Genomic DNA, 26,564 nt, shown 5'->3' with positions numbered 1-26,564 from the left:
TCAAGGGTTTGACACAATTAGCCCCTTAAACTTTTCGCCTAGACCTTCGGGGCTAATCAAGGCGTGGGCTTTCAAGGCCTCTTTTTGGTAAGTGGCATAGGGCACACTCTTAGCGAATAAGTTTAACAGCTCTACAAAGCCCATTTTTAAAAGTGTGGCGCATTGCGTGCCGTAAAATATGGAGCGCGCCCCTTGTGCTTGGAATAGACTTTCTAACAGCTTAAAATCTATGTCATAAGTGAGATCGCATTGCTGATATAACCCCTTTAAATCGCTTAAAATGTCCTCTAGCCCTAAAACTTGGTGCGCCTTGTAGCCCCGAAAGCTGATAGGTTCAAACCCATACTGCCCGTAATCAAGGCTTATAAAATACCACTTTGCCCCTTCTAAACTTTGGTATAAATGCGCTATAAACTCCCCCCAAGCAAAGGGCACACAGCCCCCAACAGGGTAAAAACCCTCAAGGCGTTTTAATTCGCTCTCCTCCAAATTGCGCCACACGGGTTTAAAATCCTTAACGCTTAAAATCTGCCCCTCCTGCACCAATTCACACGCAAAGCTGTCCCAAAGTTCATTGCAATATAAAAAGGCATTATTAAGCCCCCTTAAGCCTACTACGCTCTTTATGTGTTCTACTTGTATGCCCTCTTTGGCTAAACGCTCTTTTTGCAATGTGGCTAGTTCGCCCAGTGGCTCCACGCACACAAAACGCACGCTCCCAAACACCCCCACACTCAAATCCTTTAAAAAGCGCACTAAATCCGCCATTAAACGCCCCGAGCCCGCCCCAATTTCCACCACGCTTAAGGGCAACTCTAACTCCCCTTTTTCAAGCAGCTGCAAGAGATAAAACGCCAACGACCCGCCTAAAAAGCTGCTTGTGCTCACAGAAGTGTAAAAGTCCCCACTAGTGCCAATGAGGGCGTGGCGGTAGTAGCCCCCCTTGCCATAGAGCCACTCGTGCATAAAAGGGGCAAAGCTGTGAAAATCCACTAAAGCCCCCTAAGTTTGGCGATCTCATCTCTTAGTTTCGCCGCCGCCTCAAAGTCTAACACCCGTGCCCGCTCTTGCATTTGGGCGCGTAGCTTTTTAATCAACTGCTCTTTTTCTCTCTTGGGCATTTTGTCTGTGGATTTGGGCTTAGGAGGGGTGTAGTCTTTGAGCTCATCCTCTAGGGGGCGTTGAGTGCTTTTGGGGGTGATGTTGTGGGCTTTATTGAAAGCGATTTGGATCGCGCGCCTTTTATCCGTGGTCGCCATCGCCTCTTGCATGCTCGCCGTGATTTTATCGGCGTAAAAAATCACCCGCCCATTAATGTGTCGTGCGACCCTCCCCATTGTTTGGATTAAAGCGGTGGTGCTTCTTAAAAACCCCTCTTTGTCTGCGTCTAAAATGGCGACTAAGGACACTTCGGGCAAGTCTAGCCCCTCTCTAAGCAGGTTAATGCCGATCAAAATGTCAAACTCGCCTAAGCGGAATGAGCGGATTAAGTGGTTGCGCTCAATCGCATCGATGTCGCTGTGTAAGTATTGCACCTTTAAGCCCCCCTCTAAATAGTGCTTACACAGCTCTTCAGCCATTTTTTTCGTCAAAGTCGTTACCAGCACCCGCTCTTTGCGCGCCACGACTTCTTTAATCGTGCTGTATAAATCCTGCACTTGGTTTTGGGTGGGGCGGATCTCATACTCGGGGTCTAGTAGCCCTGTGGGACGCACGATTTGCTCGGCAATGTGCCCCCTTGAAAGCTCTAATTCTAGGGGGTTTGGGGTGGCGGAGACAAAGAGAAAATGGGGGGGCTTTTTGATAAACTCTTCATACTTTAGGGGGCGGTTGTCTAAGGCGGAGGGCAGCCTAAAGCCATAATCCACTAACACTTGCTTACGGCTGTGATCGCCCGCATACATGCCCTTAAATTGAGGCAAACTCACATGCGATTCGTCCACGATGACTAAAAAGGGGCGTTTTTTTTGGGCGAAGTAGTCTAGCAGGGTGTAGGGCGTGTCGCCCGCCTTTTTGTCGGTGAAATGCCGTGAGTAGTTTTCAATCCCCTTACAAATGCCCGTGGCCGCCATCATTTCTAAATCAAACTCTGTGCGGGTTTTAAGGCGTTCATACTCTAGGGGCTTGTTGTGCTCCTTAAAGAATTTAAGCCTGTCGGCTAACTCGGTCTCAATGCTATTTAGGGCACTCTTTAGGCGGCTTTGGCTCACAATGAAGGCATTGGCGGCATAAAGCACATAACTCTCTAGGGCTTTAAGGGGTTTATTCTCTAGTGCGTCAAAGCTATAAATGCGTTCGATCTCATCGCCAAAAAACTCCACACGGATAAAGTTGCTGTCATTGTAGGCAGGGAAAATATCCACACTCTCGCCCACCACTCTAAACCTGCCCCGCTCTAGGATTTCTTGTCGCTCATAGCCCATGTCTATGAGTTTTCTTAAAAACTCTGTGTAGGGCAAGCTTTGCCCCACTTCTAATTTTGTGAGCATGCTTAAATACTCCATAGGATCGCCAAAGCCATAGTTCGCCGACACGCTTGCCACGACAATGACATCGTCATAGCCTAGCAGCGAAGTGATGGCACTAAGCCGCAGCCGCTCCAAATCTTCGTTAATGGCACTATCTTTTTCAATGAATAAATCCCTTCTTGGGATATAGGACTCGGGCTGGTAGTAGTCAAAGTAAGAGATAAAATACTCCACATGGTTTTTAGGGAAAAAGCCCTTAAACTCGCTGTAAAGCTGGGCGCAAAGGGTTTTGTTGTGCGACATGACTAAAGTCGGCATTTGCAATTTAGCAATGAGTTGAGCCATGCTAAAGGTTTTGCCGCTACCTGTAACACCTAGCAAGGTTTGGTAAGCCGCCCCTTGCTTAACGCCTTGGACTAGCTGATTAACCGCTTTTTCTTGCTCTAAACTTGGTTTGTAGGGGGCTTGTAGGATAAAGTCCATTTTACTCGCTTTTGCTAAAATCAAGGCTCTATCATAGCTAAAAAAGAGAAGGATTTTTATGTTAAAGCATTACAGCGTGGCGGTGCTAAAACACAAGTTAAAGCCTTTAATTTATCAAAGCCAAAGCCCCTTACAAGTGGGCGACTTGGTGCAAGTCCCCTTAAATGGGCGCGCTTGCAGGGGCGTGGTGTTAAGCGAATGTGAGAAACCTAGCTTTGCGTGTAAAGAGGCAAGCCCCACTGACTTTTATCTTAATGTCCCCCAAATGCTGCTACTAGAGTTCATCGCCACTTATTACTGCTCCACACCCTCTTTAGCTGCCACGCTTTTTACCCCCTTTAGCAAAAGCCAAAAGCCACTAACCCCTCCCCAAGTAAGCCCCAATTTAAGCCCCCTAAGCCCAGCCCAAGAGCAAGCTCTAAATGCTCTAAAAACCTTAAAAAGTGCCCTGCTCTTTGGGGACACGGGCAGCGGCAAGACGCACATTTACAGCCATTTGATTTTAGAGAAGTTGCAAAATAACCAAAGCGTGGTGGTGCTCGTGCCTGAAATTGGGCTCACTTCACAAACCAAACGGCTGCTTTTAACGCTCTTTGGCGCACAAGTGGGGCTGTGGCATAGCAAGTTAAGCCCCCTAGAGAGAAAGCAAACCCTAGCACACATTGCTAGCGGACAAACTAAAATCATAGTCGGCACAAGAAGTGCCTTGTTTTTACCCATGCCCAATTTGGGGCTAGTGCTCGTGGATGAAGAGCACGATCAAGCTTATAAGGCTAGCCTTGCCCCTTATTACAACGCTAGAGATTGTGCCTTGTATTTAGCCAGCAAACTGCCCATTCAAGTCATTTTAGGCTCGGCAACCCCACATTTACGCTCGTATTATAGAGCCAAAGAAAACCACAGCCTTGTGCGGCTAAGGGGGCGTTACTTTGAAAACCCCCAAGAAATCATCTTTGAAGAAAGCAAAACCGCCCTCACTCCGCTTTTATTAAACCATTTAGCCCAAAGTTTGCAAGCACAACAACAAAGCATTATATTTTTGCCCACAAGAGCTTCGTTTAAAAAGCTCATTTGCCTTAGCTGTGGGGGGGGCGTGCGCTGCCCCTTTTGTAGTGTAAATATGAGTTTACACCTTAAGGACAAGTGCATGCGCTGCCACTACTGCCAGCATGAAGAGCAAATCCCCAAAATCTGCCCCACTTGTAAGCAAGACAGCCTAGCGGGCAAACGCATCGGCACACAGCAATTAAAAAGCGAGTTAGAGCAACTTTTACCCCGTGCTCGCATTGGACTGCTAGATAAGGACCACACCCACACGAACAAGCAAATACAGCGCATTTTAGACAACTTCAACACCCACCAAATAGATATTTTAATCGGCACGCAAATGCTCGCCAAAGGGCATGACTACCACAGGGTGAGCTTGGCGGTGGTTTTGGGCTTGGATGAGGTGTTAAACAATGGGAGTTACCGCAGTTATGAAGAGGGAGTCGCCTTAATGCACCAAATTGCCGGGCGCAGTGGGCGCAAAGAAAAGGGGCGGGTGTTGATCCAAAGCCTCAACGCCTCTTTTTTACAACGCTACACCGCAGATTTTGAAGACTTTTTAAAAGAAGAGTTGCAAATGCGCGCCCCTTGCTTTCCCCCGCTTAGGCGTTTGGCGCACATTGAGTTTAGGGCCAAGGAGCTAGCAAGCGCCACAGCGCACATGCAAGCGGGGCTAGACATTTTAAAACCGCTCTTAGAGCAAAACAAGGGCGTGGAGGTTTTGGGCGCAGGGCAGGCGCGCATTGCCAAAATTGCCGGGCAAGAGCGTTTGCAAATCCTCTTAAGTGCCACTTCCACCAAAGAGTTACACCTTGTGTTAAGCCATTTGCAAGAGCACGCCAAGGGGGTGTTTAAAATAGACATTGACCCGCAAGACATTTAAACTTTGCTATAATGGACATTTTAATTTTGTTTCAAGGATGCGCATGGGGGCTGAGATTTTAGACAAACTGCAAGAAAAAGTCGAAGAGTTGATTTTGCGCTTGACGCTTTTAGAAGACGAGAACAAGAGCCTACGGCTTGAGAACGCCACGCTCGCAACCCAAAATGAGGAACGCGACCGCCAAATTGCAAGTCTTTATGAAGAAATCGCCGCCAAAGACAAGCGCATACAAGACATTTACGAGATCATCACTAAAGATTCTTAAGAAAGATGAACTCTGTTGAGCTGGTTGAAGTGAGCATTGGGGGCAAACGCTATAAAATCACCCTAAACGAGCGTTTCAACGCCCAAACAAAGGCAGAGATCAAAGAGAGTTTCCACAATAAAGAGATCGCCCCCATCGACCTTTTTAAACTCCACTTAAGCAAAATCCAAGAAATCGCCGACTTAAACGCCAAACTTGGGCAACTCTTAAGTAAAATCCCCTAGTTACTTTAAATTCCCCATGTCCGTCACCTTGCCCCACATTAGGCGGTATTTGCGCTTCATAAACTCCACCTCCTCACGCACTCTATCTAACTCCTCTTGCAATAGGGCGATGGTCTTTTTGTCTTCATCATAGATTTCTTGCATGGAGATCAGGGCTTCTTTGAGTAGGGTGTTTTCGTTTTTGTAGGCGGCGATGGTTTCATCTTTTGCCCCCACGACCTTATCGTGCAAATTTAAAATGGTGTTGATGGTCTTTTCCACATAGATAGGGTCTGTTGGGGTGTTTTCTAGCAAAGTGGGATAGCCTGCCTTAGCCGCCACGAGGCTTTTACTACCCCCCCTTTTGGCTAAAATTTGTGCTGCGCTGTGTAGATCTACCCAAATTTTCTGGGCATCATGCTTGCTCTCAAGGCTCTTGTCTTGTATGAGTGCCAACACCCGCTCTTTAGGCAGTTTAGACACGGCGACAAATTCGTCTAACTCAATCCAAGTTTTCTCGGGTTGTTTGTCCATCTTCAACCTCCACGCAAAGTTTTCACCGCCTTTTGGAGTCTGTCTAAGAGATGGTCTATGTCTTCAAGGCTGTGGGTGTAGTGCAAACTCACGCGTAGCCACCCCGGAGCTTGTCCTTTGGCTTTAAGCGCATAAAAGCGGCTATCTTGCAAGCCTAGCAAATCGTGTCCGTAAGGTCCGGCACACGAGCAACCCGCCCGTGTTTCAATGCCATAGCTGTAGCTAAGAAGGGGGCTAAGTCGTAGCAAGAAACCCCACTTGCGTTAAACGCCACATTGCCCACCCTCTTGGCCTGCAAAGAGCCGTAAATGTTTAAAGCGGGGATGTCTTGCAAGCCTTGCATGAAGACTTTAGTGAGCATGCTCTCTCTACGGCTAATGTAACTTGTGCCTAGCTCGTTTCTTAATTGTAAGGCTAAAGCCGCCCTTAAAAGGGGGATGAGCGCATAAGTGCCCACTTCTTCGCGCAAGTGCGCATCTGTGATGTATTCGTGGGCGCTGCGGCTCACATAGGACACCACGCCCCCGCCACTAAAGCTGGGGGGTAAAGTGGTGTCGATGAGCGATTTTTTGAGTGCCAAAAGCCCACAGCTGCCCACCCCCCCTAAGAATTTATGCGCCGCCACAAAGCAAGCGTCCAAAGGCACGGAGGTTAAGTTATCGTGGGGGGCAAAAGCGGCCAAATCAAAGGCTAAAAGGGCGTTGTGTTTTTTGCAAAGTTTGGCAATCTCAACATAGGGCACAATGAGACCCGTTACATTAGAAGCCGCACCTACAGACACAATCAAGGGGCGATCTTTAGGGTGTGTTTCTAAGAGTTTAGCAAAGTCTTTAAGGCAAAATAGCCCCATCTCATCGAGCTTAACCCGCACCACTTCGCAAAGCCCCTCGCGCCAACTCACTTCATTAGAGTGGTGTTCATAGGGCCCCACGATGACTTTAGGCAAGTTTAGCCCTTGCAGCTCGCCTAGCCTTTGGCGGCTCTTGGGGGGCAAGTAGATGCCTAAAATCTCTTGCAGCCGTTTAATGGCGTAACTCGCCCCAAAGCCAGCACTCAGCACCAAAAAATCCTCATTTAGCCCCAAGAATTTACGGATATTATCCTTGCAATGCAAATAGACCAAATCCATTAAGTGGGCGTGCTTAGACACCCCAGAGTGGGCGTTGGCATAAAAGGGTAAGAGTTTAGCAACGCGCTTTTCTATGAGGGTTGAAGCTAGCCCTGATGCCGTCCAGTCAAAGTAGCGCACCCCACTTTTGAGCACCACGCTTTGGCGGATATGCTCTAGTTGCTCTTGTTTACTCACTTCAGGCAAAAGGGGGGCAAAAATGCCCTCTAAAAATTTATCTTGTTGTCTGTCTAAGAGAGTTTTGGCCATGCGAGTTTTGTGCCGCCTAGAATATGGAAGTGCAAATGGGGGACTTCTTGCCCCCCATCGCTGCCGACATTGGTGATGAGCCGATAGCCACTCTCCTTAATCCCTAGTTTCTCCACGACCTCTAAGATAAAGCCACCCATTTGCGCTAATAGCTCGGGGCTAGCGGCGTTAAAATCCTTCACGCAAGTTTTGGGGATCACCAGCACATGAACGGGGGCTTTGGGGTTGATGTCGTGGAAAGCTAAGAAGTGGGGGTTTTCTAGGACTTTTTGACAAGGAATTTCTCCTGCGATGATTTTTTCAAACACATTAGACACATGAAAACCTTTAGAATTTTTGTTTATTATAGCTGATTTTGCGCACATTCGTTGCGCTTTAAAACTCGTAGCTCAAATACGCCGTAACCGAGCGACCGGGGGCGGGCTGTCTGCCCGTGGGGCTAGTGCCAATGCCCCGAAAGTAGTATTTCATGTCAAAAATATTGTTCACTTGCAAACTACCTACAATCCTATGCCGTCCGCTTTTCCAAAAAACTTGGCTAATTTGGATGTTCCACACCCAATACCACGGCAGTAACCCCACGCTGTTACAGCCATAGCTCACGCCCCCCGTTTTAGCCCCACTTAAGGGAAAGCACGCCGTTTGGGAGCGGGCTTGATTGAGCATAGATGAAAAAGCACGGCTGTAAAAGTAGCTAGAAAGCCCTATCGTAGTGTATTTATAGGTGTAGGTCGCCCCTAAGATGAATTGGTGCGGGCTTACATAGGGCAGTTGCTTGCCCTTGATGTTAAAGGGGTGACTCACGATGCCCTCAAACCATTTGGTTTCATCTAGGGCGTTGTTGGTAACCACGGCATTAATATAAGTGTAAGCCACATGCAAATTTAGCCCCCTAATAGGGGAGTAGTAAAGCTCTAGCTCCACGCCTTGGCTTCTAGCATTCACGGGCCCCGGGCTATAGCCACCTGAGTAATAATTTTTGGCAAAGATTAAAAAGTAGTTGGCGTTGAAACTGAGTTTATCTTTATAGCTGTAGCGACCGCCAAATTCCATTTCGTCAAAAAGTTGGTTGTAATTGCTTGAATACAAGGCAATCATGCGATTTTGCGGGGGGATGAAGCTTCTGCGGTAGTTACCATAAAAGAGCAAGCCCTCTAGGGGCTTGTAGCCGATGTTTAGCGCCGGGCTCCACTCGCTTAGGTGGGTTTTTAGGGTTTGCAAGCGTGTGTAATCAGGCTTGATAGGGACTTTACGATCATAATTTAAAAAGGTGTAACGCAGGCCCGGGGTGAGCACAAACTTGCCCTTGAAAAACTCTAATTTGTCGCTCAAATAAAGGGCGGTGTAGTTGTTATCCATGTCTTGGCTAGATTTTAATAGCGGTGTGGCTTGGGGCATTTGGCACTTACCACTAATTAAAGTCTTGCAAGTGGATTGCATGGGCGCCATGACAATGTCGTTGGTCATGAAGCGCAAGCCGAAGTTTAGGTGTTGGGTTAGGTGCTTGGAGGCGATGTGTAGGTTTAAATTCGGCTCAAAGGCGTTTAAGAGAAAGTGGCGGGCGTGATTGACGATGAAAAAGCCGGGGTAGTTATCGTTGGTGTAAACCAGCCCCCTAGAGGGGTTGGTGTTGACATTAAGGTAGTTGGAGTCAAATTGGAAATCTCTACTCATGGCATGGCCATAGTAAGTGAGCGTGAAATCGCCACCGATTTTCGATTCGTCTCCAAAGAAGTTTTTATACACCACGCCCCAGCGATTTGCGTCTCCGCTCTTAGTGTTGTGGGGGCGGTTGTTTTGAAAGCGGTTAGAATCGTAGGCACTAGGGGCAAGAGAGCCGGGGTCGGTTAGGAAAAATTTATAGTATTGGTAATAGGCGGTGATTTTATTGCTCTCGTTGATTTGGTAAATCCCATCAAACATGTAATTTTGGATGGTCGTGGGGCTGTTGTAGCGAAAACCCTGCCCGGTGATGTAGTTTGCCTGTGCTTGCACGCCGACATACTTATTAAACATGCCCCCCGTTTTTAAATAGGTGTTGTATAAAAAGTTATTGCCAAGACTCTTATTTGCCGGACCGCTGCTAGAAGTGATGAACCCCCCATTGGAGCGTCCCCAAAAGGTGGTGCGCTCAGTGATTTGGTTGCTCCACTTGGCGGGGATGGGCTTTGTGATGATGTTAATCACCCCCCCAAAGGCATTAGGCCCATAGCGCACGCTCTCCCCCCCTTTGGTTACACTGATGCGATCCACGGATTGGAAAGTTACGGGGAAAATGGAAACTCCAATGAGCGCATAGGGGGCGACATAAATGGGGATGCCATTGACCAAAACTAACCCCGTGTTGCTGTGCCCCGGGCTACCCCCCCCAAAGCCACGAATAGAAAAACTAGGCATCGCGCCCGTGCCCGTGAAGTTGCGGATGTGCACCCCGGGGACATTCTGCAAGGCTTCTTCCACGCTTTGGTTTGCCTGCTGTGTGAGCTGTTTATGCGAGATCACCGTGCGGCTACCTAGATAGTTTTTTACCCCCGGGCTTTGCCAGCTTAAGGGGGCGTCCTCGTGGGGCAAAATTTGCGTGGTTTGGACTTTTTGGAGGCGCTTTGTAGGGATGGCGTGCAACACGAGGGCTGCACTGCATAAGAGGGCGGCTTTTCTCAAAATAACTCCAAAAATGGGACTCTTTCTATTCTAACACCCCCCGCCTTAAAACTTATACAGATACACCACATTAAACATTTGGGAGGTTTCAAAGCGCTTAGAGGCTAAAAGGGTCTTGTTGGTCGGCAAAATTTTAAAGCCCACTTCAATGCGGTGTTTGGAAAAGAGCGTTAAAGCCACGCCCGCTTGGATGATGACCCCAAAGGTTTTGATCTCTTGCTTGTTGCGCATTTGGAATTGGTCGTTGTCCATATAGATCACCGCCCCTCCGCCCACGCCTGCATAAAAGCCCAAGAAGTGCTGGTAAGAGGGGGTTAGGCTAAACTCAATGGGGAGTTCTAAGCCCGCTGAAACCACGCCGTAAAAGGAGTTGCTAGGGGGTTTGTTAAAATCCCAGTTAACCACAGAAGTGGCTAAATCCAAAGCCGCAAACACCCTAAGCCCGATGAAACTTGAAAAGTAGCTTTGATACCCCCCCTTAAAACTCAACACAATGGGGAAAGTCTGGCTCTTGCCCTGTTTGCTCTCTTTTTTAATATCGATCACGCCAAGACCCATGCCAAAAAATCCGCCGTCTTTGGCTCTGCGTTGCTTTTGCTTGTTCTGTAGGCGTTCATATAGCCGCGCTTCTTTTTGTAAAGATTTTAAAAATTTCTTGGAGTCTGTTTGTGCTTGCAAGGTGGGGGTTAACCAAACAACACCAAAGCACACCAAAGACCCCAAAAAACGCATACGAATTAATATTTACCTCGAATAGTGTATAATCCGCCTATCATAACATAAAATGGTGGTGAAAATGCACGGGTTTTTAGCGCATAGGAGGGAGGTTTGCTAAACCAAAGCACGGCTTATATCCAAGCCAGAACTTTAGTCTTGCAAGGAGATTGGGACTTTAAAACCTCAGCGCGTGCGCTCTCCCATTTGAAGAACATTTTAAAAGACACGCCCCCCATCGAGGCGATTGACTTTAAAGAAGTGGGGAGTTTAGACTTTGTCTTTTTGATGTTGCTTTACGACCTTTTGGGGCGGCGCAAACCTAGATTTTTAAACCCCAGTGCTTACAATGCTCGGGTGTTAGGAGTGGTGGAGGGTTGGGTTCGGGCAAACCCAAGCATTTTACGAGAGGAACATGTTTCACGGGTGTTTAAAAACCCCCTAGAGCGGTTGGGTCGGGGAGTGGCTTCTTTTTACAACACCTTGCTAAACACCTTCGATTTTTGTGGCATGGTGATTTATTTTGTAGGGTTAGCTTTTGTGCGCCCCAAGTCCATTTGCTGGACTCCGCTCACCTACCACATCCATGAGAGTGGGTTTAAGGTCTTGCCGGTGAGCATTTTAACGGTCTTTGTGGTGGGCTTTGCGATCGCACTGCAAGGGGCAACGCAATTGCAACAAATGGGTTTTCCCATGATGAGCATTGAGATGACGGCGAAATTAGCCCTTAGGGAAATGGGACCCTTTATTTTGGCGTTGGTGGTGGCGGGGCGCAGTGCTTCAAGTTTTACCGCCCAAATTGGGGTGATGAAGATCACCGAAGAGTTGGACGCAATGAAAACCATGGGGCTTAACCCCTTTGCCTTCTTGGTTTTGCCTAGAGTGCTTGCTTTGATGATTGCCATGCCCTTAATGGTTTTCTTAGCCGATGTCTTTGCCCTTTTGGGGGCGATGATTGCCATTAGGTATCAATTAGATGTGGGTTTTGCCCACTATGTCGCCCGCTTGCACGACAATGTCGGGCTTTCACATTTCTTTGTCGGGTTGGTGAAAGCCCCTTTTTGGGGCTTTGCGATCGCTTTAGTGGGCTGTATGCGAGGCTTTGAAGTGAAGGGCGATACCGAGTCTGTGGGCAAATTCACCACGATCAGCGTGGTGAATGCGCTCTTTTGGATCATTTTCTTAGATGCCGTTTTTTCAGTGATCTTTAGCAAGCTCAATGTCTAACCCTTTAATTTCAGTTGAAAATATCCACACCGCCTACGGGGATCGGGTGATCCATAGAGGGGTGAGCTTTAGCGTGGATAAGGGGGAGGTGATGGCGATTTTAGGGGGGAGTGGCAGCGGTAAAAGCACGCTTTTAAGGAGCATGATTTTACTCAACAAGCCCATTAAGGGCACAATTAAACTCTTTGGCACGGACATTTGGAAGCTGAAAGACAGGGAGCGCAATAAAATTTTTCAGCGCATCGGGGTATTGTTCCAATTTGGCGCGCTTTATAGCTCGCTCACGGTGTTAGAAAATGTGGGCGTGATGTTGGAGGAATACAGCCATTACCCCCAACATAATATCATCGAAATCGCTAAAATGTGGCTAGAGCGGGTGGGTTTAAACAAAAACACCTACTATCTTTACCCCTATGAGCTCAGTGGCGGGATGAAAAAGCGCGTGGGGCTGGCTCGGGCAATGGCGACCAACCCCGATATTTTATTTTTAGACGAACCCACTAGTGGGCTAGACCCCTATTCGGCAGATAAATTTGACGATTTGATCCGCTCGCTCAAAGAAACCTTACAGCTCACCGTGGTGATGATCACCCACGATTTAGACTCTGTAAAAAATATGGTGGATCGTTTCATCATGCTTAAAGACGGCTTGATCGACTTTGACGGCACACTCACAGATTTTATCGTGCGTGCCAGAACACGGCCCCTTGAAGAGGGCAATTTATTTAATTCTACAAGAGGAGAGAAGTTTTGGAAAGGCATGTGAATTACACACTCATCGGGGGGCTTTTTTTGGCTTGCATGGTGTGTATGGTGTTTTTCATTTTATGGCTAGGGCATGTCAATTTAGAGGACGAAAACTACCTAAGCTATGTGGTTTATACCGATAAGGATTTGGGCGGGATTGGGCCCAACACCCCCATAAACTACAAGGGCATACAAGTGGGATCGGTGCGGCAAGTGGGCTTTGATAAAGGACACTTGGGGGTGGTGAAGCTCACTTTACGCATTTTAGGGCGCGTGCCTGTGCGCAAAAACTCTTCTGTCAAAGTCGAATCGCAGGGCTTGGTGGGGATGAAATATTTAAGCTTGATCCAAAGCGACTCTAAAGAGTTTTATAGCAAAGAGGACCCTGAGCGGGTGCTAAACTACAAGCAAAGCTTTTTAGAGCAACTCACCAGCAGCGCAGGGCATATCTCTGATGAAGTGCTCTACATCATCCGCAGCATCGATAAAATTTTAAACCCCCAAAACATTGAAAACATCACTAAAACCATCGCCTCCATCCAAAAAGCCACACAAGGGCTAGACAACACCCGCCTAGCCCTAGACAACTTGCTTAAAAACGCTAGCAAGACTTTAGAAAAAGGCGACACCCTTGTGGCTAATGGGGATGTTTTAGCCAAACATGCCGACGAACTCATTAAAGACATTGATTTAAAGGTGCGCGGCAAGCAATACGACTTTAAAACCATGCTCTCGCCCTTACTCTTGCAAATGCAACTGAGTTTGCGCCATATCGATAACTTCGTGCAAAAAGGCTCTAACTTAATGGATAAATTTGATGCCAATCCCTATAAAACCATCTTTGGGGATCGCAAATGAGAGCAAAATTTGGACTTTTTACTCTCCCCTTGTTTTTTACAGGGTGCTTGAATTTAAATTTAAAGCAAGTCTTGCCTGCCATTAAGGACTATGATTTAAATGTGGGGGCTGTGGCGGCACAAACTTGTAAGGATGCCTTTAGTGTAGGTTTACTCGAAGTTTTGGGGGCGGATTTATACAATACAAAGTCCATTGTCAAACGCACCGCCACAGGCGAGATCACTCACATGAAGGGGTTAAAATTCGCTGATGTGCCCGCCAATATGTTTAAGCGCATGTTGCTCTTGCAAGCCCCTAAACATTGTGTGGCGATTTCTTTAGCTCCCTATGCCAACGCCCTAGCCACGCTCCAGATTAATATCCTAACCCTTGCGCTTTTAGACAACACAGCCGAAGTTGTGTTAGACTATACCCTAGTAAAGGGCGCAGAGAGCCAACATGGGCGCATTATCCAAAGGGAACAAGTCCAAGAACAAAGGCTATCCCAAATCCAAGGCTTGCAGCGTGTAAGTTTAAAAGCCATTGGTCAGCTGTTAGAGCGGATCAAGCCTTGAAAGGAGCAACATGGCAGAGTTTGAAGATGACAGCTCTGAAGAAGAGGCCTTAGAGGAAGAGCTAGACCAAGATTTAGACACACAATCTGAACTAGAGTACGGGGAATACCTAGCCATTGCTAACCAAGCCCTCAAAGGCAAAGATTATCCAAAAGCTCTAGAAAACTTTACCCGTGCAGCTGATTTAGGCAGCGTGCGGGCTCTAGTGGGGCTTGGCGTGATGTATGCAAGGGGCAAGGGGACAAAAGTTGATAACGATAAGGCTATGCACTATTTCCAGCGAGCCGCTGACTTGGATGACATGCAGGCGCTCGTGAATTTAGGAGTCATGTATGACTTGGGGCGTGGGACGAAAAAAGACTACCAAAAAGCTCTTCACAATTTCCAAAAGGCTGCAGCCTTGGGAGACATCTACGCGATCAACTACCTCGCTTTAATGTATCGCATGGGCAAGGGAGTGGGGGTGGATTATAAAAAGTCTATAGAATATTACGAAAGGGCAGCCAAACTAGGCAGCATTAAGGCCTTGGTGAGCTTGGGTGTCATGTATTACGAGGGGCAAAGCACGGAGGGCAAGGATCATGCTAAAGCTTTTGGTTATTTCAAAGAGGCGGCGAAGTTGGGCGATGCCAAAGCCTTTTACAATCTAGCCATCATGTGCGAGAGCGGGGAGGGGGTTACTAAAGACAGCATAAAATCTGCGGAGTTTTTTAAAGAGGCAGCAAAATTAGGCTTTGCCAAGGCAATTTACACTCTAGCGACCATGTATGAAAGTGGAGAGGGGATGGACAAGGACATAGAGGAGGCGATTAAACTCTACCAAGAGGCGGGCAACATGGGCGATTCCGATGCGCTTTGCAGTCTGGGCACTTTATACCGCACAGGTAAGGGCGTGGAGCAGGATAAATACAAGGCCCTAGCCTATTACCAACAAGCTGCCGACTTAGGCAACGCCAACGCCATGGAAAATGTCAATGCCATGCAAGATCAGATGGGTAAGCAAAAGGCGCAAACTTTCTACAATTTAGGGGTGGTCTATGCCAGTGGGCAAGGTATCCCAAAGGACGAAAAGAAAGCTTTAGAATACTTCGAAAAGGCCGCAGATTTAGGCTATGCTAAGGCATATTACAATCTGGGTGTGATTTACAGCAGGGGGCTTGGGGTAAAAAAAGATTACGGACGCGCTTTTGCATGCTTTCAAGAGGCGGCAAAGCAGGGTGAAGTGGAGGCTTACTACAGCCTAGGACTGATGTGTGAACACGCTAGGGGAGTAGAAAAAAACATTTTGCGAGCCATTAGGTATTACGAGCAAGCAGGGGCTTTAGGCAACGCCGCTGCAATGCACCACTTAGGCGTACTCTACCATGTGGGTAAGGTGATGGCTAAAGACTCTAAAAGGGCTTTTGAATGTTTTCAAGAGGCGGCCAGACTTGGCTCGGTGAAAGATTGCTACAATTTAGGCGTGATGTATAGCAAGGGAGAAGGGGTAGAAAAAGACATTGAGCAGGCTTTAAACTACCTTGAAAAGGCGGCAAGTTTGGGCAGCTCGGATGCGATGTATAACATGGGCGTGATTTATTACAAAGGCGAGGATGTGAAACAAGATTTAGACAGGGCGATCGAATGCTTTAAGCGAGCGCACAAAATGGGCAACGCCCGGGCACGCCAAATTTTAGCGTCCTTGTTCTCTAAGAATTAAAATACACCCTAAAGACATTGCAAAAGATGTGGGGATCATCGGTGGGCTGGCTCTCAATTTCTAGGCTAAAGCCATAGCGCACGCAAATTTGTTGCACTAGGTCTAGCCCGATCCCATAGCCCTTTTTATCATAATCCAAACGGCTGTAACGCTCAGTTAAAGCCTTGATTTTAGACTCTGGGATGGCTGCTCCGCCATTACTCACCTCTAGGCAATCCTTTAGAAGCACTTTAACAAAGCCCCCCGGGTGGTTGTATTTGAGGGCGTTCATTAAAAGATTGCTCACTAAAGTGGCGATGTCCTCTTCGCAGGCCTTAAAGGTCTTGGATTCAAGCTGGCTACTTAAGCTCACATGGTAAAAATGTGCCATCTGCTCTAAGGCGGTGATTTGCTGGGCTACCAAGCTTTTTAAGTCTAGCAAGCGGGGCTCTTCTTGGCGTAATTCCTGAAAGTAGAGATAGGCTAGGCGCTCGTAAAGGTGGGAGATGCGTTTAGCACTGGCTAAAATCCCTAAGATTTTGGGGTCGTTTGTTTGTTTATACAGAGCTTTAGCGGCGATGAGCAGGGCAGCGATGGGGGTGTTGAGCTCGTGGGCGATGTTTTGGCTAAAGGTGTTGATGCGGCTGCGTTCACTGGCTAGGGGCTGTAAAAACAAGTGGGCTAAAAAGAAAGAAAGCACCCCCACGCAGGCAAACACCCCTAAAAACACTAAGAATACGCGGCGGTAAAGGGCGGTGAATAAATGCGTGGGGTGTTCTTCCTCCAAGATCACCAAATCCACGCCCAAATGCCCAAAGGTCTTGTTATCCACTAAGTAAAAGGCGTTGTCTTGGTCTAAAAACACGGGAAAGGGCCCGTCCTTGCCAAAGAAAGCCAAACTTGTGGCGTCGCCAAAGTCGTGGTTGTAAAGCACATGTTTAGCCGCATCTAAAAGCACGAAGTGCACATGGCTGTATTTATGTGCTAGGGTCTTAAAGGGCTCGTCCAAGTGGTGCATGTGCGCTTGGATGATGTCTTGGGTGAGCTGGTTGCTTTGGCTTTGTAGGCGGGCCTCAGTGCTTTCTAAAAAAATGCTCTTGGCATTGTGGAGGAACAATAGGGCGATGAACACAATGAGCACAAAAGACGAGCCCAAATACAGCCCCACAAAACGGCGCAAGGACTGCTTTTCATAGGTGTTGAGTTTCATGGAATTTTTAAACAATAGCCTAACCCCTTAATGTTTTGTAGTTGTTCTTTACCTAAAAGCTTACGTAGGTTTTTAATGTGGCTGCGCAAAGTTGAGCTGTCCACGCCCTCATAATCCCAGACATTGGCGATGATTTGCTCGCTGGCCAAAACTTGGTTTTTGTGGCGGATAAAAAATTCGAGCAAACGTTTTTCTTTGGGGCTTAAGAAGTGAGGCTTGTCGGTGTGCAAGACCCCGTTTTCATAAAAGCACTCGGGGTTGATCTGTAGCTTGGGGGGAGTGAGCAAGCGCTCCATACGCAGGCGCAATTCTTCTAGTTCAAAGGGCTTTTTGAGGTAGTCGCTCGCCCCCACAGCAAAAGCCTTACGTAAAGCGTGGATGTCGCTACGCACACTGATAAATATCGTGGGGGTGCTGATGTTTAAATCCCGCAGGGTTTCTAACAGCCCAAAACTATCGCCCTCGGGCAGCTGGACATCTAAAAGCAAGAGATCAAAGCTCTGTTGGCTCAAAATCTCTAGGGCTTGGGCTTGGTTATACGCCCCCACCACTGCAAAGCCTGCATTTTCCAAAAACTCCGCTAGGATTTTATGCAATAAAAAGTCATCCTCTAGCAAAAAAAGCTTTTTCATAGCGGGTATTCTAACATTTTTTGTTATATAGTGGGGTTTTGTGTTAAAATAACTAGGTTGCTTTGCAACAACACAAACCAAAGGATTTTTATGCCAAAAATTTTTAAGTTTTCTCTCTGTGCCTTGCTTGCTCTAAGCGCACCTTTAAGTGCGCATAAGAAAATGGATAGTATGGGGCTCATTAAAAAAGCCCTAGAAGCAAACCTAGTCCCCATGCCCATAGGCAAGGATTTAGACAAGTTCTTAGCCCAAAAAGTCAAAGAATTGAACTTAGAGTATAAGGGTGCTGTGATGACAAAGGCACAAATTGAGTTAGGTAAAAAACTCTATTTGGACCCGAGAATTTCTACTTCCTATTTGATCTCTTGCAACACTTGCCACAATTTAGGGCTAGCAGGGGTGGATTTGGTGTCTAGGGCGGTGGGCGAGGGCTGGAAGCCCAACCCTCATTTTTTAAACTCCCCCACGGTGTATAACTCCGTGTTCAACGCCGTGCAGTTTTGGGACGGACGGGTGGCACACCTAGACGAGCAGGCCAAAGGTCCCATCAGCAACCCCGTAGAAATGAACGCTAACCCTAAAATTGTGGAGGCAAAAATCAACTCCATGCCCGGCTATGTCAAAGCCTTCAAACGCGCTTATGGCAACAACATTAAAATCGATTTAAATTTAATCACCGACACCATTGCCATGTTCGAAGCGACCTTAGTAACCCCAAGCCGCTATGACGACTTTTTGCGGGGCAATGTCAAGGCGTTGAGCCGCCAAGAGCAAGAGGGTTTAAAGGTGTTCTTAGATAAGGGCTGTGCGGGTTGCCACAATGGCATTAATTTGGGCGGGATGATGCAACCCTTCCAGGTGACTGCGCCTTATAAGTTTGCCAATGTGGGCGACTTCAAGGGGGATAAAAATGGCATGGTCAAAGTCCCCACTTTGCGTAATGTCCTAGAAACCATGCCCTACTTCCACAATGGGCAGTTTTGGAACATCAAAGATGCGATCAAAGAAATGGGTGCAATCCAACTGGGTGTCACCATCAACGATGAGGAGGCGACAAAAATCGCTACCTTCTTCAATGCGCTTACGGGCAAGAAGCCCACGATTGTCTACCCAGAATTGCCCGTAATGAGTGCGAGCACCCCCAAACCGCAAGGTATCATGGAGGGCGACAAACAACCCGCCAAGCAGCCCACGCACTAATTTAAGCGCAACTTGGGTATAATGCTCGCTTTATTTTGCAAAAGGAGAAAAAATGGCAAAAAGGTGTATGTTGAGCCACAAGGGGCCTATGGTGGGTAACCGCGTGAGCCACGCCAACAACAAGAACAAGCGACGTTTATTGCCTAACTTGCACACCATCCGCATCACCCTAGAGGATGGCACAAGACAGAAGATCAAAGTTGCCACTTCCACTTTAAGGACCATGCGTAAGAGCCAATAGGCGGATTAGGGTGTCCTTTAATGTTGCAAAAAATTAAGGGATTTCTCTCTTCTGTTAAGAAAAAGAAAGTCAAGGCGGATTATAATTTAAACGCCGAGATTTATGAACAATTTGAGGCTTTTAGACTCCCCTTAGTTTTAATCCAATGTTTTATCTTGGTGGGGACTTTGGGCTATTTAGCCTTAGAAGATTACAACCTCGTCCAAGCCTTTTTCCAAACCACCTACACCTTCACTTCTACAGGTTTTGGGGCACTGAACGAAAGCCACTTTGGCACGATCAGCGTCTTTTTCACTTCCATCATCATGTTCTGCGGTACGGGGGTCGTTACCTTTAGTGTCGCCGTTTTAATCAGCGTCATCAACAAGGGCGTTTTATCTAGGCTCATTAGGGAGAAAAGAATGATCTACAAAATCGCAAGGCTCAAAAACCACTATGTCATCTGCTACCACAACGAATACACGATTGAACTGAGCAAACAATTTAGAAGCGCACAAATTCCCTTTGTGGTCGTGGATAATAAAGAGGGCTTTGAAGAAGAGGCGATCAAGCACAAATACCCCCACTACATCGTGGGCGACCCACACACAAACCTCGCCATGTTAAAAACCCACTTAAGCAGTGCAAGGGGGGTTGTCACCTTCTCGGAGATTTTGCCCGTCAATGTGGCGCTCATTGTGAGTGTGCGGCTCTTTGAGAAGGAACTCAAACGCAAGCCCTACTATGTGATTGCCAGCGCCCACACCGATGAGGGTTTGGAGAAGTTAAAAAAACTTGGGGCAGATAGCGTGGTCTCGCCCACAAAACTGATGGCGCAAAGAGTGAGCGCAATGGCGATCCGCCCTGACATGGAGAATATCCTAGAAAAGTTTATTTATAAAAAAGACACCTTGCTCGACCTAGAAGAGGTGATCGTGCCTAAAGAAAGCTGGCTGGTGCAGCGCAAACTCAAAGAGGCGCACTTTAGGGAGATCACCAAAGTTTTTATCATCGGCATTATCCAAAAAGACGGGCGTTACATCCCCATGCCCGATGGAGAGGCGATCATTGCCAGCGAGTCCAAACTTTTAATGATCGGCACTTCTGAGGGCGTGGAAAAGTCCAAATCCTTTATTTTGCAACACCAACGCCCTATGGAAATGGACTACATCACCCTATAAGCCCCCACTAGGCTTTTTTAGCTATAATAGACAAATGAAACCGCACTTACCCCTTTTTTGTGTCCTTTTTTGCTCTTTAAAAGCCCTCACGCCCTACCACAAGCAGTATATCCAACTGCTCACAGAGGACGATGGCTACATCAACCCCTACATTGACCGCTACTACACCGCAGGCACAAGGATCGGCTGGGTGAGTAAAGAATACGATTACAACCGCAAGAAATCGCCCATGTCTTGGGCGCATTTTGTGAGCTTACAGGGCAAGAAAGAGAGAGAAACCCGTTTTAACATCTACCTCACGCAGGACATGTATACCCCCACTCTAGCTAACCGCAAACTTCCCATGCCACTTAAAGGTGAGCACCTTTATGGAGGGTGGTTGCGCTTAAACTTTGGGATTTTCCAAAGAAGCGCGCACTCTTTAGAACACACCAGCGTGAGCTTTGGCATGGTGGGACCCTCTTCTTTGGCTGCGCAGACGCAAAATCTCATACACACATGGGGGCATGACCCAAAATTTTTAGGCTGGAATAGCCAAATCAAAAACGAATTCATCTTTGAGCTCAACTACACTTGGATACAAAAGCTTGACTTTTATAAAAGCCGTTTTTTTAGCATAGACATGTTGCCCGCCGCTAGCTTTAGCTTAGGCAACGCCTTGACTAACTTTAACTTAGGCACGACTTTGAGGGTGGGCTATAACTTAAACGCTGACTTTGGGCCTAACCAAATCCATAGTAACTTTGCCGGGGGTGAGCCTTACAGCAACCGCTTTTCTTTCTATGTCTTTGCCGGGGCAATGGGCTCGTTTCAGCCCCTAGATATTTTCGTGCAAGGCAATGACCCACAAACGCACAACATCACACAACTGCCCTATTTTCTCTACGATGCCCAAGTGGGGGTGGCGATCCTTTACAAGGGGTGGCGTTTTGCCTTCAGTGCCATTGACCTTAGTAAAACCTTTAGAAACCAACGCCAAAACCACAATATCGGCAGTATAGAATTGGACCTAGCTTTTTAATGCGTAAAAAATTCATGTTTATTTTACTCGGGATGGGCGGGCTTTTATGTGTGTTGCTCTTGGGCGTGGGCTTGAAACTGAGCGGTGATGTCAAACGCAAATTAGAGCAGAGTTTAAACCGTCTCGCCACAAATATCCACGCCAAACCCTTTAAATGCTCCGGCTTTAAAAACATTGTGTGCCAAAGTACGGGCGTTTTAGGGCAAACGGGCACAATCAAAGTCGCTCTAGAGGAAGTCAAGACAAACGCCTTGCGTTTTAAACTCGATGTCCCCACCATCCACACCAAAGAGGCGTGGCAGCCCACAAACGCCCATTGCCTTTTAGATTTGAGCCTAAAGGACACTTTAATCGGGCAGAATGCTTGCCACCTTAAAAACGCCAAGGCCACCTATGAGTTTTTTTTAAACGCCCGTTTTAAGGAGGGCAATAAGCCCGTGAGCTTAAAAAATCTCTTAGGCAAGGACTCTCCCACGAAGGATTTAGAGGTTCTGGTGGAGCGGCTAGGCTTTAGAGCGTCTTCTAAGGACATGCGCTCCTTACTCTACCCCGTTTTACAAAAGAGCGGGGACATTAAAGACCCCCATTTTGACGCACACGCCTACGACAAGGCGTTAAAAGAAATCGCCCGCTCGTTTAAAGGCACGATTTTAGTCGGGCTGTTGGTGGCGGGTTTGCAAGATGAAGTGGCAAAGGCGAATGACTTGTCGCAAAAGTTTTTAGACTTTGCCAACAACAAACGCGACTCTGTGGGCTTTGAGCTAGTGAGTAAAAACGCTCCCTTTAAACGCTGGCAAGATTTAAGAAACTTTAAAGAGATTTGGGCGTATTTGCCCCACTTCTCGCTAAAGGTCTTGCCTTGAAACGCATTTTACAAGCGTGGCTTTACTCTAAGGCGGGGCTAAAAGCGGCGTTTAAAGACGAGCCCGCCTTTAGGCAGGTGGTGCTCTTAGCCCTTTTGGGCTTTATCGGGGCGTGCTTTGCGGCACACAGCTTTACGCAATTTGTTTTGCTCATTTTGCCCGGGGTGTTGTGTATGATTGTGGAGCTTTTAAATAGTGCGATTGAAAATGCCGTGGATTTCACGGGCACACACAAGCACCCCCTAGCCAAAAAAGCAAAGGACATGGGCAGTGCCGCGCAATTTGTGGCGTTGGTGTTTTTTATTTTAGTGTGGGGGGGTTATTTTGTCTTTTAGGAGCACTGATGGAAGTTAAAGATATCAAAATTGAAGAGTCCTTACAAGAGAGTTATTTAGACTACTCGATGAGCGTGATTGTCGGGCGGGCATTGCCGGACGCTAGGGACGGGCTAAAGCCCGTGCATAGGCGGATACTCTATGCCATGCACGAGCTAGGCTTGGGGGCGAAAGTGCCTTATAAAAAGAGCGCGCGCATTGTGGGCGATGTGATTGGTAAATACCACCCGCATGGCGATATTGCCGTGTATGAGGCTTTGGTGCGTATGGCACAGGACTTTTCTATGCGTTTGCCCTTAGTCGATGGGCAGGGCAATTTTGGCTCGATCGATGGCGACAACGCCGCCGCGATGCGTTACACCGAAGCACGCATGGCAAGGGCGAGCGAGGAGTTGCTAAAAGACATTGAAAAACAAACCGTGGATTTTAGCGACAACTACGACAGCACCTTACACGAGCCAGACATTCTGCCTAGTCGTTTGCCTAATCTTTTAATCAATGGCTCTAGTGGGATTGCGGTGGGGATGGCAACTTCAATCCCCCCACACCGCCTAGATGAAATCATAGACGCTTTAATTTGCGTCTTAGAAAACCCCCAAGTGGAGCTACTAGAGCTTTTAGAGATCGTGCAGGGCCCCGACTTCCCCACTGGGGGCGTGATCTATGGCAAGCAAGGGATTTTAGAGGCTTACAGCACGGGCAGAGGGCGGATTAAGGTTAGGGCGAAAACCCGCTTTGAAAAGACGGGCAGCAGAGAAAGTATCATCATTGAGGAAATCCCCTACCAAACCAACAAGGCTAAATTAGTCGAGCAAATCAGCGAATTAGCCAAGGATAAAATCGTGGAGGGGATTGCAGAGGTTAGAGACGAATCCGATCGCGAGGGGGTTAGGGTGGTGATCGATTTAAAAAAGGACGCGGTGGCGCAGATTGTGCTAAATCACCTTTACAAGTCGAGCAACATGGAAACCACTTTTAGCATGATCATGCTTGCCATTTACAACAAAGAACCCCGCATTTTCACGCTCTTAGAACTCTTAAAACTCTTTTTGCTCCACAGAAAAACCATAGTGATCCGCCGCACCATTTTTGAGCTAGAAAAGGCAAGGGCAAGGGTGCATATTTTGGAGGGCTTGTTGGTGGCTTTGCAAAACAGCGAGGCGGTGATCGCCTTGATTAAGAGCAGTGCCGATACTTTGGGAGCTAAAGAAGCCCTAGCTAAAGTACATAATCTTAGCGAGGAGCAGAGCAAGGCGATTTTAGAAATGCGTTTGCAACGCTTGACAGGGCTAGAGCAAGAGAAAATCCAGCAAGAGCATACAGAGTTGCAAGCGCAAATCGCCTATTTGCAAGGCATTTTAGAGCATGCCGACAAATTAAACGCCTTGATTAAAGAGGAGCTTTTAGAGGTCAAGGAGAAATTCAGCACCCCACGAAAAACCCAAATTGAGGAGGACTATGAGGGGCTAAGTGCTGAGGACTTGATCGCGCATGAGGATATGGTCGTTACCGTGAGCCACAGAGGCTATGTCAAACGCATGCCCTTAAAGGTGTATGAGCAACAAAAAAGGGGCGGTAAGGGCAAAATCTCAGGCAACACGCATGAGGACGACTTCATTGAGTTTTTCTTCAGCGCCAACACCCACGACACGATTTTATTCGTTACGAACATGGGGCAACTTTATTGGCTGAAGGTCTATCGTATCCCTGAAATGGGGCGTAATGCGATCGGCAAGGCGTTAGTCAATCTCATAGACTTACAGCCCGGGGAGCGGATCAAGGCGACTTTATCCACCCCTGATTTTAGCCCCGATAAATCCTTGGTCTTTTTCACCAAACAGGGCTTGATTAAACGCACAAATCTAAGTGCCTTTGGGCGTATCCGTGGGGGGGTTAGGGCGATCGTGCTTGATGAGGACGATGCCCTTGTTACCGCACAGATTTTACACTCAGGTACGCAAGAGTTGTTTATGGCAAGCTCTAAGGGGTATTGTATCCGCTTTGGCGTAGAGGGGGTGAGAGAAATGGGGCGGATCACGCGGGGGGTGATTGGCATGCGTCTTCGATCGGGCGATGAGGTGATCGGGGGGGGCGTGATTTCTAGCGAGCAAGAGAAGTTACTGAGTGTCAGCTCTAAGGGGCTAGGCAAGCAGACTTTGGCAGGGGCTTACCGCTTGCAAGGGCGGGGCGGCATGGGCGTGATCGCCATGAAAATCACGCAAAGAACGGGCGATTTGATCGGCATTGTGAGCGTAGATGAAAGCCAAGATTTAATGATTCTCACCAAAAATGGCAAGATGATCCGCATGCCTATGGATAGCATTAGAGAAACGGGGCGTAACGCCAGCGGTGTGAAACTTGTGAGCGTGGAGGGCGATGGCGTGGTTTATACGAACACTTGCCCGAAAGAAAATGAAGTGGAATAGAAATTAAAACAAAGGAGATCATATGCAATCCCAGTCCCAAACTTTAGAAAAGTTTTTTAAGGACAGCTATACAATTCCCCTTTACCAACGTGCTTATTCGTGGGAAAAAGAGCAGTGGGGTCAGTTCTTGGCAGACTTGGAGGAGGTGACTCGTGGGGGCAATAAATACTATTTTGGAAATGTGCTGTTAGAATCGCTAGAAGATGAAACACATATTGACATCATCGATGGGCAACAACGCATCACCACGATCCTTATTTTTATTCGTACCCTATACAATGTCTTGGCAGAGAGAGTAAACAATGAGGATAAATTAGGTCAAAATGTCAGCGAAGAAAAGTTTTTAAGTTACCTGATTGAAGATTTTCTTGTGAATCGAGATGTGCCCAAGCTCCAAGCTGTTAAATACGATAACCCCTATTTTCAAGGGATGATCATCACAGACAATGCAACAATGCGTCAAGACCCTAGAACGCCCTCCCAGCAACGCATTAAGGGGGCTAAAGATTTTTTTATCGACCGCTTAAAAAAATATGAAACACCGCATATTTTGGATCTGCTAGACAAAGTCAAAAATGCCACCGTACTCCGCACAGAATTTCAAAATAAAAAAGATTCTGTTTTGATATTTGAGTTGCAAAATAACCGGGGCAAGACTTTAACCCACATGGAACGGCTCAAAAGCTATTTGGCTTACCAAATCTACACCTATAGTAAGAATCGACAGAGTGCAGAAAGACGCTTAAAGAACATGGCGCGTGTGTTTGAAGGCATTTATGGCATGCTTTACTACCTTGGGAATTGGGAGGAAGATACGATTTTGCGCTTCTTCAACATCTCTTATTTCAAGCAAGGCTATGATTACAACGAGAATGATGAAAATTATAACTATAAGAGGGACTTACACGATTCCCAAACAGGTGATAAGCTTGAATGGATAGAAAGCTACACCGAAGAGCTGAGAAGTGCTTTCATGGATTTTTGAAGAGTTTTATCGCTTGGACAATCCCCATAAAAATTTTCTTGTCAAATTAGATATCGTACACGTTTATCCCTTTATCTTTAAGGCTTACCGCATTTTTAGAAATGCTCCGGAAAAGCAAACTCTTTTAGAGCAGGTCTTTAAAGCTTTAGAGGTCATCGCCTTTAGGGATAAGCTGATTAGAACCCGTGCAGATTTGCCCACAAGGCTACAAAAAGCCCTGCAGGATTTTGAAGATGTGCCCACTTTGCGTCAAAAACTTAAAGAGATTTGCGCCGACAAATCTTACTGGGCAGATACAGCACTGACCAATGCGCTTAGGCCAGAAGGCTATGACGATCACTGGCGCAAAAATGCAAGCATCATTTTAGGGCGTTATGAAAATTATTTGCATGCACAAAAGTCCCGCACCAAAGGCTATACGATCAACATTGAGAATCCCCAAATTGAACACATTGCGCCACAAACAGAAAATAACGAAAAACTCAAGAGCGGATACTGTGATTACGATGAGAACTTTTATCAAAACTACCTCCATTGTATTGGCAATCTTTTGCTCATCGATGAGGCACACAATGTTTCCATTGGCAATAGGGATTTTGCAGAGAAACTAGAGAGCTACAACAATGCGCCACCCCTACTCCAGCAAAAAGAAATCAAAGATTTTGTGCAGGATAAGTGGGATAAAGAAGCCATTGAGAGACGCCACAATAAGATTGTAGATTTTGTACTCAAAACTTGGAGTCTATAGGGTGTGGAAACACTAGGGGCGTTTTTTAAAATCTTTTTGTCAG

Annotated in this window: 25 protein-coding genes and 1 pseudogene; 17 read left to right on the top strand and 9 right to left on the bottom strand. The window is 47.1% G+C overall.

What is annotated here, in order from left to right:
* The gene (locus K6J74_RS07355) at positions 1–993 is read right to left on the bottom strand and encodes an SAM-dependent methyltransferase (RefSeq protein ID WP_260321588.1); all 993 of its coding nucleotides are present in this window, start codon (positions 991–993) and stop codon (positions 1–3) included.
* Complete coding sequence (gene uvrB, locus K6J74_RS07350) at positions 993–2,951, bottom strand: excinuclease ABC subunit UvrB (protein ID WP_221272627.1); 1,959 nt, start codon at positions 2,949–2,951, stop codon at positions 993–995. Before uvrB ends, K6J74_RS07355 begins: the two co-directional genes overlap by 1 nt.
* A 58-nt stretch (positions 2,952–3,009) precedes the next feature.
* Between uvrB and priA the strand changes: the two genes are divergently transcribed.
* Genes priA through K6J74_RS07335 form a run of 3 tightly spaced genes read left to right on the top strand, consistent with a single transcriptional unit; the run spans position 3,010 to position 5,370 of the window.
* Positions 3,010–4,881, top strand: a complete 1,872-nt coding sequence (gene priA, locus K6J74_RS07345; protein ID WP_221271783.1) for a replication restart helicase PriA — start codon at positions 3,010–3,012, stop codon at positions 4,879–4,881.
* A 43-nt stretch (positions 4,882–4,924) separates the two neighbouring features.
* A complete protein-coding gene (locus K6J74_RS07340; RefSeq protein ID WP_221271781.1) occupies positions 4,925–5,146 on the top strand; it encodes a DUF3450 domain-containing protein in 222 nt (73 codons plus the stop codon).
* Between the two features lie 5 nt (positions 5,147–5,151).
* Positions 5,152–5,370 carry a hypothetical protein gene (locus K6J74_RS07335; RefSeq protein WP_221271780.1) on the top strand — a complete coding sequence of 73 codons (219 nt, stop codon included), beginning with the start codon at positions 5,152–5,154 and terminating at the stop codon, positions 5,368–5,370.
* Here K6J74_RS07335 and K6J74_RS07330 read toward each other — a convergent pair whose 3' ends face one another.
* The 5 genes and pseudogenes from K6J74_RS07330 to K6J74_RS07310 form a co-directional block, all read right to left on the bottom strand.
* On the bottom strand, positions 5,371–5,883 hold the full coding sequence (locus K6J74_RS07330) for a DUF3972 domain-containing protein (protein WP_221271778.1): 513 nt from the start codon (positions 5,881–5,883) through the stop codon (positions 5,371–5,373).
* 2 nt (positions 5,884–5,885) lie between these two features.
* A pseudogene (locus K6J74_RS07325) lies at positions 5,886–7,261 on the bottom strand (aminotransferase class V-fold PLP-dependent enzyme).
* A complete protein-coding gene (locus K6J74_RS07320; protein WP_260321587.1) occupies positions 7,243–7,578 on the bottom strand; it encodes a histidine triad nucleotide-binding protein in 336 nt (111 codons plus the stop codon). The pseudogene K6J74_RS07325 and the gene K6J74_RS07320 overlap by 19 nt, the downstream one beginning before the upstream one ends.
* Before the next feature lie 58 nt (positions 7,579–7,636).
* On the bottom strand, positions 7,637–9,925 hold the full coding sequence (locus tag K6J74_RS07315) for a TonB-dependent receptor family protein (protein ID WP_430886799.1): 2,289 nt from the start codon (positions 9,923–9,925) through the stop codon (positions 7,637–7,639).
* Positions 9,926–9,967: 42 nt separating this feature from the next.
* Positions 9,968–10,633: an outer membrane protein gene (locus K6J74_RS07310; protein WP_260321586.1), complete on the bottom strand. Its 666-nt coding sequence runs from the start codon at positions 10,631–10,633 to the stop codon at positions 9,968–9,970.
* Positions 10,634–10,750: 117 nt separating this feature from the next.
* Here K6J74_RS07310 and K6J74_RS07305 point away from each other — a divergent pair, with 117 nt between their 5' ends.
* The 5 genes from K6J74_RS07305 to K6J74_RS07285 are packed head-to-tail and all read left to right on the top strand — an operon-like array spanning position 10,751 to position 15,721.
* A complete protein-coding gene (locus K6J74_RS07305) occupies positions 10,751–11,863 on the top strand; it encodes an MlaE family lipid ABC transporter permease subunit (protein ID WP_221271770.1) in 1,113 nt (370 codons plus the stop codon).
* On the top strand, positions 11,856–12,629 hold the full coding sequence (locus K6J74_RS07300; RefSeq protein ID WP_221271769.1) for an ABC transporter ATP-binding protein: 774 nt from the start codon (positions 11,856–11,858) through the stop codon (positions 12,627–12,629). The genes K6J74_RS07305 and K6J74_RS07300 overlap by 8 nt, the downstream gene beginning before the upstream one ends.
* Complete coding sequence (locus tag K6J74_RS07295; protein WP_221271767.1) at positions 12,614–13,468, top strand: MlaD family protein; 855 nt, start codon at positions 12,614–12,616, stop codon at positions 13,466–13,468. Before K6J74_RS07300 ends, K6J74_RS07295 begins: the two co-directional genes overlap by 16 nt.
* On the top strand, positions 13,465–14,022 hold the full coding sequence (locus K6J74_RS07290) for a hypothetical protein (protein ID WP_221271765.1): 558 nt from the start codon (positions 13,465–13,467) through the stop codon (positions 14,020–14,022). Before K6J74_RS07295 ends, K6J74_RS07290 begins: the two co-directional genes overlap by 4 nt.
* Positions 14,023–14,032: 10 nt before the next feature.
* Positions 14,033–15,721 carry an SEL1-like repeat protein gene (locus K6J74_RS07285; RefSeq protein ID WP_221271764.1) on the top strand — a complete coding sequence of 563 codons (1,689 nt, stop codon included), beginning with the start codon at positions 14,033–14,035 and terminating at the stop codon, positions 15,719–15,721.
* Here K6J74_RS07285 and K6J74_RS07280 read toward each other — a convergent pair.
* Together K6J74_RS07280 and crdR are read right to left on the bottom strand one after the other, a co-directional pair.
* Complete coding sequence (locus K6J74_RS07280; protein ID WP_221271763.1) at positions 15,711–16,925, bottom strand: sensor histidine kinase; 1,215 nt, start codon at positions 16,923–16,925, stop codon at positions 15,711–15,713. The two genes, K6J74_RS07285 and K6J74_RS07280, sit on opposite strands and share 11 nt — an antisense overlap.
* Complete coding sequence (gene crdR / locus K6J74_RS07275) at positions 16,907–17,542, bottom strand: copper response regulator transcription factor CrdR (protein WP_221271762.1); 636 nt, start codon at positions 17,540–17,542, stop codon at positions 16,907–16,909. The genes K6J74_RS07280 and crdR overlap by 19 nt, the downstream gene beginning before the upstream one ends.
* A gap of 162 nt (positions 17,543–17,704) precedes the next feature.
* Between crdR and K6J74_RS07270 the strand changes: the two genes are divergently transcribed.
* From K6J74_RS07270 to K6J74_RS08790, 9 genes are read left to right on the top strand one after another with little or no spacing between them, the layout of a single operon-like run.
* Positions 17,705–18,742 carry a cytochrome-c peroxidase gene (locus K6J74_RS07270; RefSeq protein ID WP_221272626.1) on the top strand — a complete coding sequence of 346 codons (1,038 nt, stop codon included), beginning with the start codon at positions 17,705–17,707 and terminating at the stop codon, positions 18,740–18,742.
* Positions 18,743–18,794: 52 nt separating this feature from the next.
* Positions 18,795–18,983 carry a 50S ribosomal protein L28 gene (gene rpmB / locus K6J74_RS07265; protein WP_221271761.1) on the top strand — a complete coding sequence of 63 codons (189 nt, stop codon included), beginning with the start codon at positions 18,795–18,797 and terminating at the stop codon, positions 18,981–18,983.
* A gap of 20 nt (positions 18,984–19,003) precedes the next feature.
* Positions 19,004–20,143, top strand: a complete 1,140-nt coding sequence (locus K6J74_RS07260; protein ID WP_221271760.1) for a potassium channel family protein — start codon at positions 19,004–19,006, stop codon at positions 20,141–20,143.
* Positions 20,144–20,177: 34 nt separating this feature from the next.
* Positions 20,178–21,164, top strand: coding sequence for a lipid A deacylase LpxR family protein (locus tag K6J74_RS07255; RefSeq protein WP_221271759.1), 987 nt, complete (start codon positions 20,178–20,180; stop codon positions 21,162–21,164).
* On the top strand, positions 21,164–22,027 hold the full coding sequence (locus K6J74_RS07250; protein WP_221271758.1) for a hypothetical protein: 864 nt from the start codon (positions 21,164–21,166) through the stop codon (positions 22,025–22,027). Before K6J74_RS07255 ends, K6J74_RS07250 begins: the two co-directional genes overlap by 1 nt.
* Positions 22,024–22,362, top strand: coding sequence for a diacylglycerol kinase (locus K6J74_RS07245; RefSeq protein ID WP_221271757.1), 339 nt, complete (start codon positions 22,024–22,026; stop codon positions 22,360–22,362). Before K6J74_RS07250 ends, K6J74_RS07245 begins: the two co-directional genes overlap by 4 nt.
* An 8-nt stretch (positions 22,363–22,370) precedes the next feature.
* On the top strand, positions 22,371–24,788 hold the full coding sequence (gene gyrA / locus K6J74_RS07240; protein ID WP_221271755.1) for a DNA gyrase subunit A: 2,418 nt from the start codon (positions 22,371–22,373) through the stop codon (positions 24,786–24,788).
* A gap of 22 nt (positions 24,789–24,810) precedes the next feature.
* Entirely contained in the window at positions 24,811–25,773 is a 963-nt protein-coding gene (locus K6J74_RS08795) for a DUF262 domain-containing protein (protein ID WP_260321585.1), read from the top strand.
* Positions 25,754–26,521: an HNH endonuclease family protein gene (locus K6J74_RS08790; RefSeq protein ID WP_260321584.1), complete on the top strand. Its 768-nt coding sequence runs from the start codon at positions 25,754–25,756 to the stop codon at positions 26,519–26,521. The genes K6J74_RS08795 and K6J74_RS08790 overlap by 20 nt, the downstream gene beginning before the upstream one ends.
* Positions 26,522–26,564: the final 43 nt, after the last annotated feature.

Origin of the sequence: Helicobacter sp. NHP19-012, assembly GCF_019703325.1 — a bacterium.
In the GTDB taxonomy this organism is placed as follows: domain Bacteria; phylum Campylobacterota; class Campylobacteria; order Campylobacterales; family Helicobacteraceae; genus Helicobacter; species Helicobacter gastrofelis.
The sequence above is the reverse complement of the archived record's forward strand: the minus strand, read 5'-3'. Positions and strand labels throughout refer to the sequence as shown.

Coding starts and splice junctions, on each gene's coding strand:
- uvrB (WP_221272627.1), bottom strand. CDS start 2,951: ATGGACTTTATCCTACAAGCCCCCTACAAACCAAGTTTAGAGCAAGAA.
- priA (WP_221271783.1), top strand. CDS start 3,010: ATGTTAAAGCATTACAGCGTGGCGGTGCTAAAACACAAGTTAAAGCCT.
- K6J74_RS07340 (WP_221271781.1), top strand. CDS start 4,925: ATGGGGGCTGAGATTTTAGACAAACTGCAAGAAAAAGTCGAAGAGTTG.
- K6J74_RS07335 (WP_221271780.1), top strand. CDS start 5,152: ATGAACTCTGTTGAGCTGGTTGAAGTGAGCATTGGGGGCAAACGCTAT.
- K6J74_RS07330 (WP_221271778.1), bottom strand. CDS start 5,883: ATGGACAAACAACCCGAGAAAACTTGGATTGAGTTAGACGAATTTGTC.
- K6J74_RS07300 (WP_221271769.1), top strand. CDS start 11,856: ATGTCTAACCCTTTAATTTCAGTTGAAAATATCCACACCGCCTACGGG.
- K6J74_RS07290 (WP_221271765.1), top strand. CDS start 13,465: ATGAGAGCAAAATTTGGACTTTTTACTCTCCCCTTGTTTTTTACAGGG.
- K6J74_RS07285 (WP_221271764.1), top strand. CDS start 14,033: ATGGCAGAGTTTGAAGATGACAGCTCTGAAGAAGAGGCCTTAGAGGAA.
- crdR (WP_221271762.1), bottom strand. CDS start 17,542: ATGAAAAAGCTTTTTTTGCTAGAGGATGACTTTTTATTGCATAAAATC.
- K6J74_RS07270 (WP_221272626.1), top strand. CDS start 17,705: ATGGATAGTATGGGGCTCATTAAAAAAGCCCTAGAAGCAAACCTAGTC.
- rpmB (WP_221271761.1), top strand. CDS start 18,795: ATGGCAAAAAGGTGTATGTTGAGCCACAAGGGGCCTATGGTGGGTAAC.
- K6J74_RS07260 (WP_221271760.1), top strand. CDS start 19,004: ATGTTGCAAAAAATTAAGGGATTTCTCTCTTCTGTTAAGAAAAAGAAA.
- K6J74_RS07255 (WP_221271759.1), top strand. CDS start 20,178: ATGAAACCGCACTTACCCCTTTTTTGTGTCCTTTTTTGCTCTTTAAAA.
- K6J74_RS07250 (WP_221271758.1), top strand. CDS start 21,164: ATGCGTAAAAAATTCATGTTTATTTTACTCGGGATGGGCGGGCTTTTA.
- gyrA (WP_221271755.1), top strand. CDS start 22,371: ATGGAAGTTAAAGATATCAAAATTGAAGAGTCCTTACAAGAGAGTTAT.
- K6J74_RS08795 (WP_260321585.1), top strand. CDS start 24,811: ATGCAATCCCAGTCCCAAACTTTAGAAAAGTTTTTTAAGGACAGCTAT.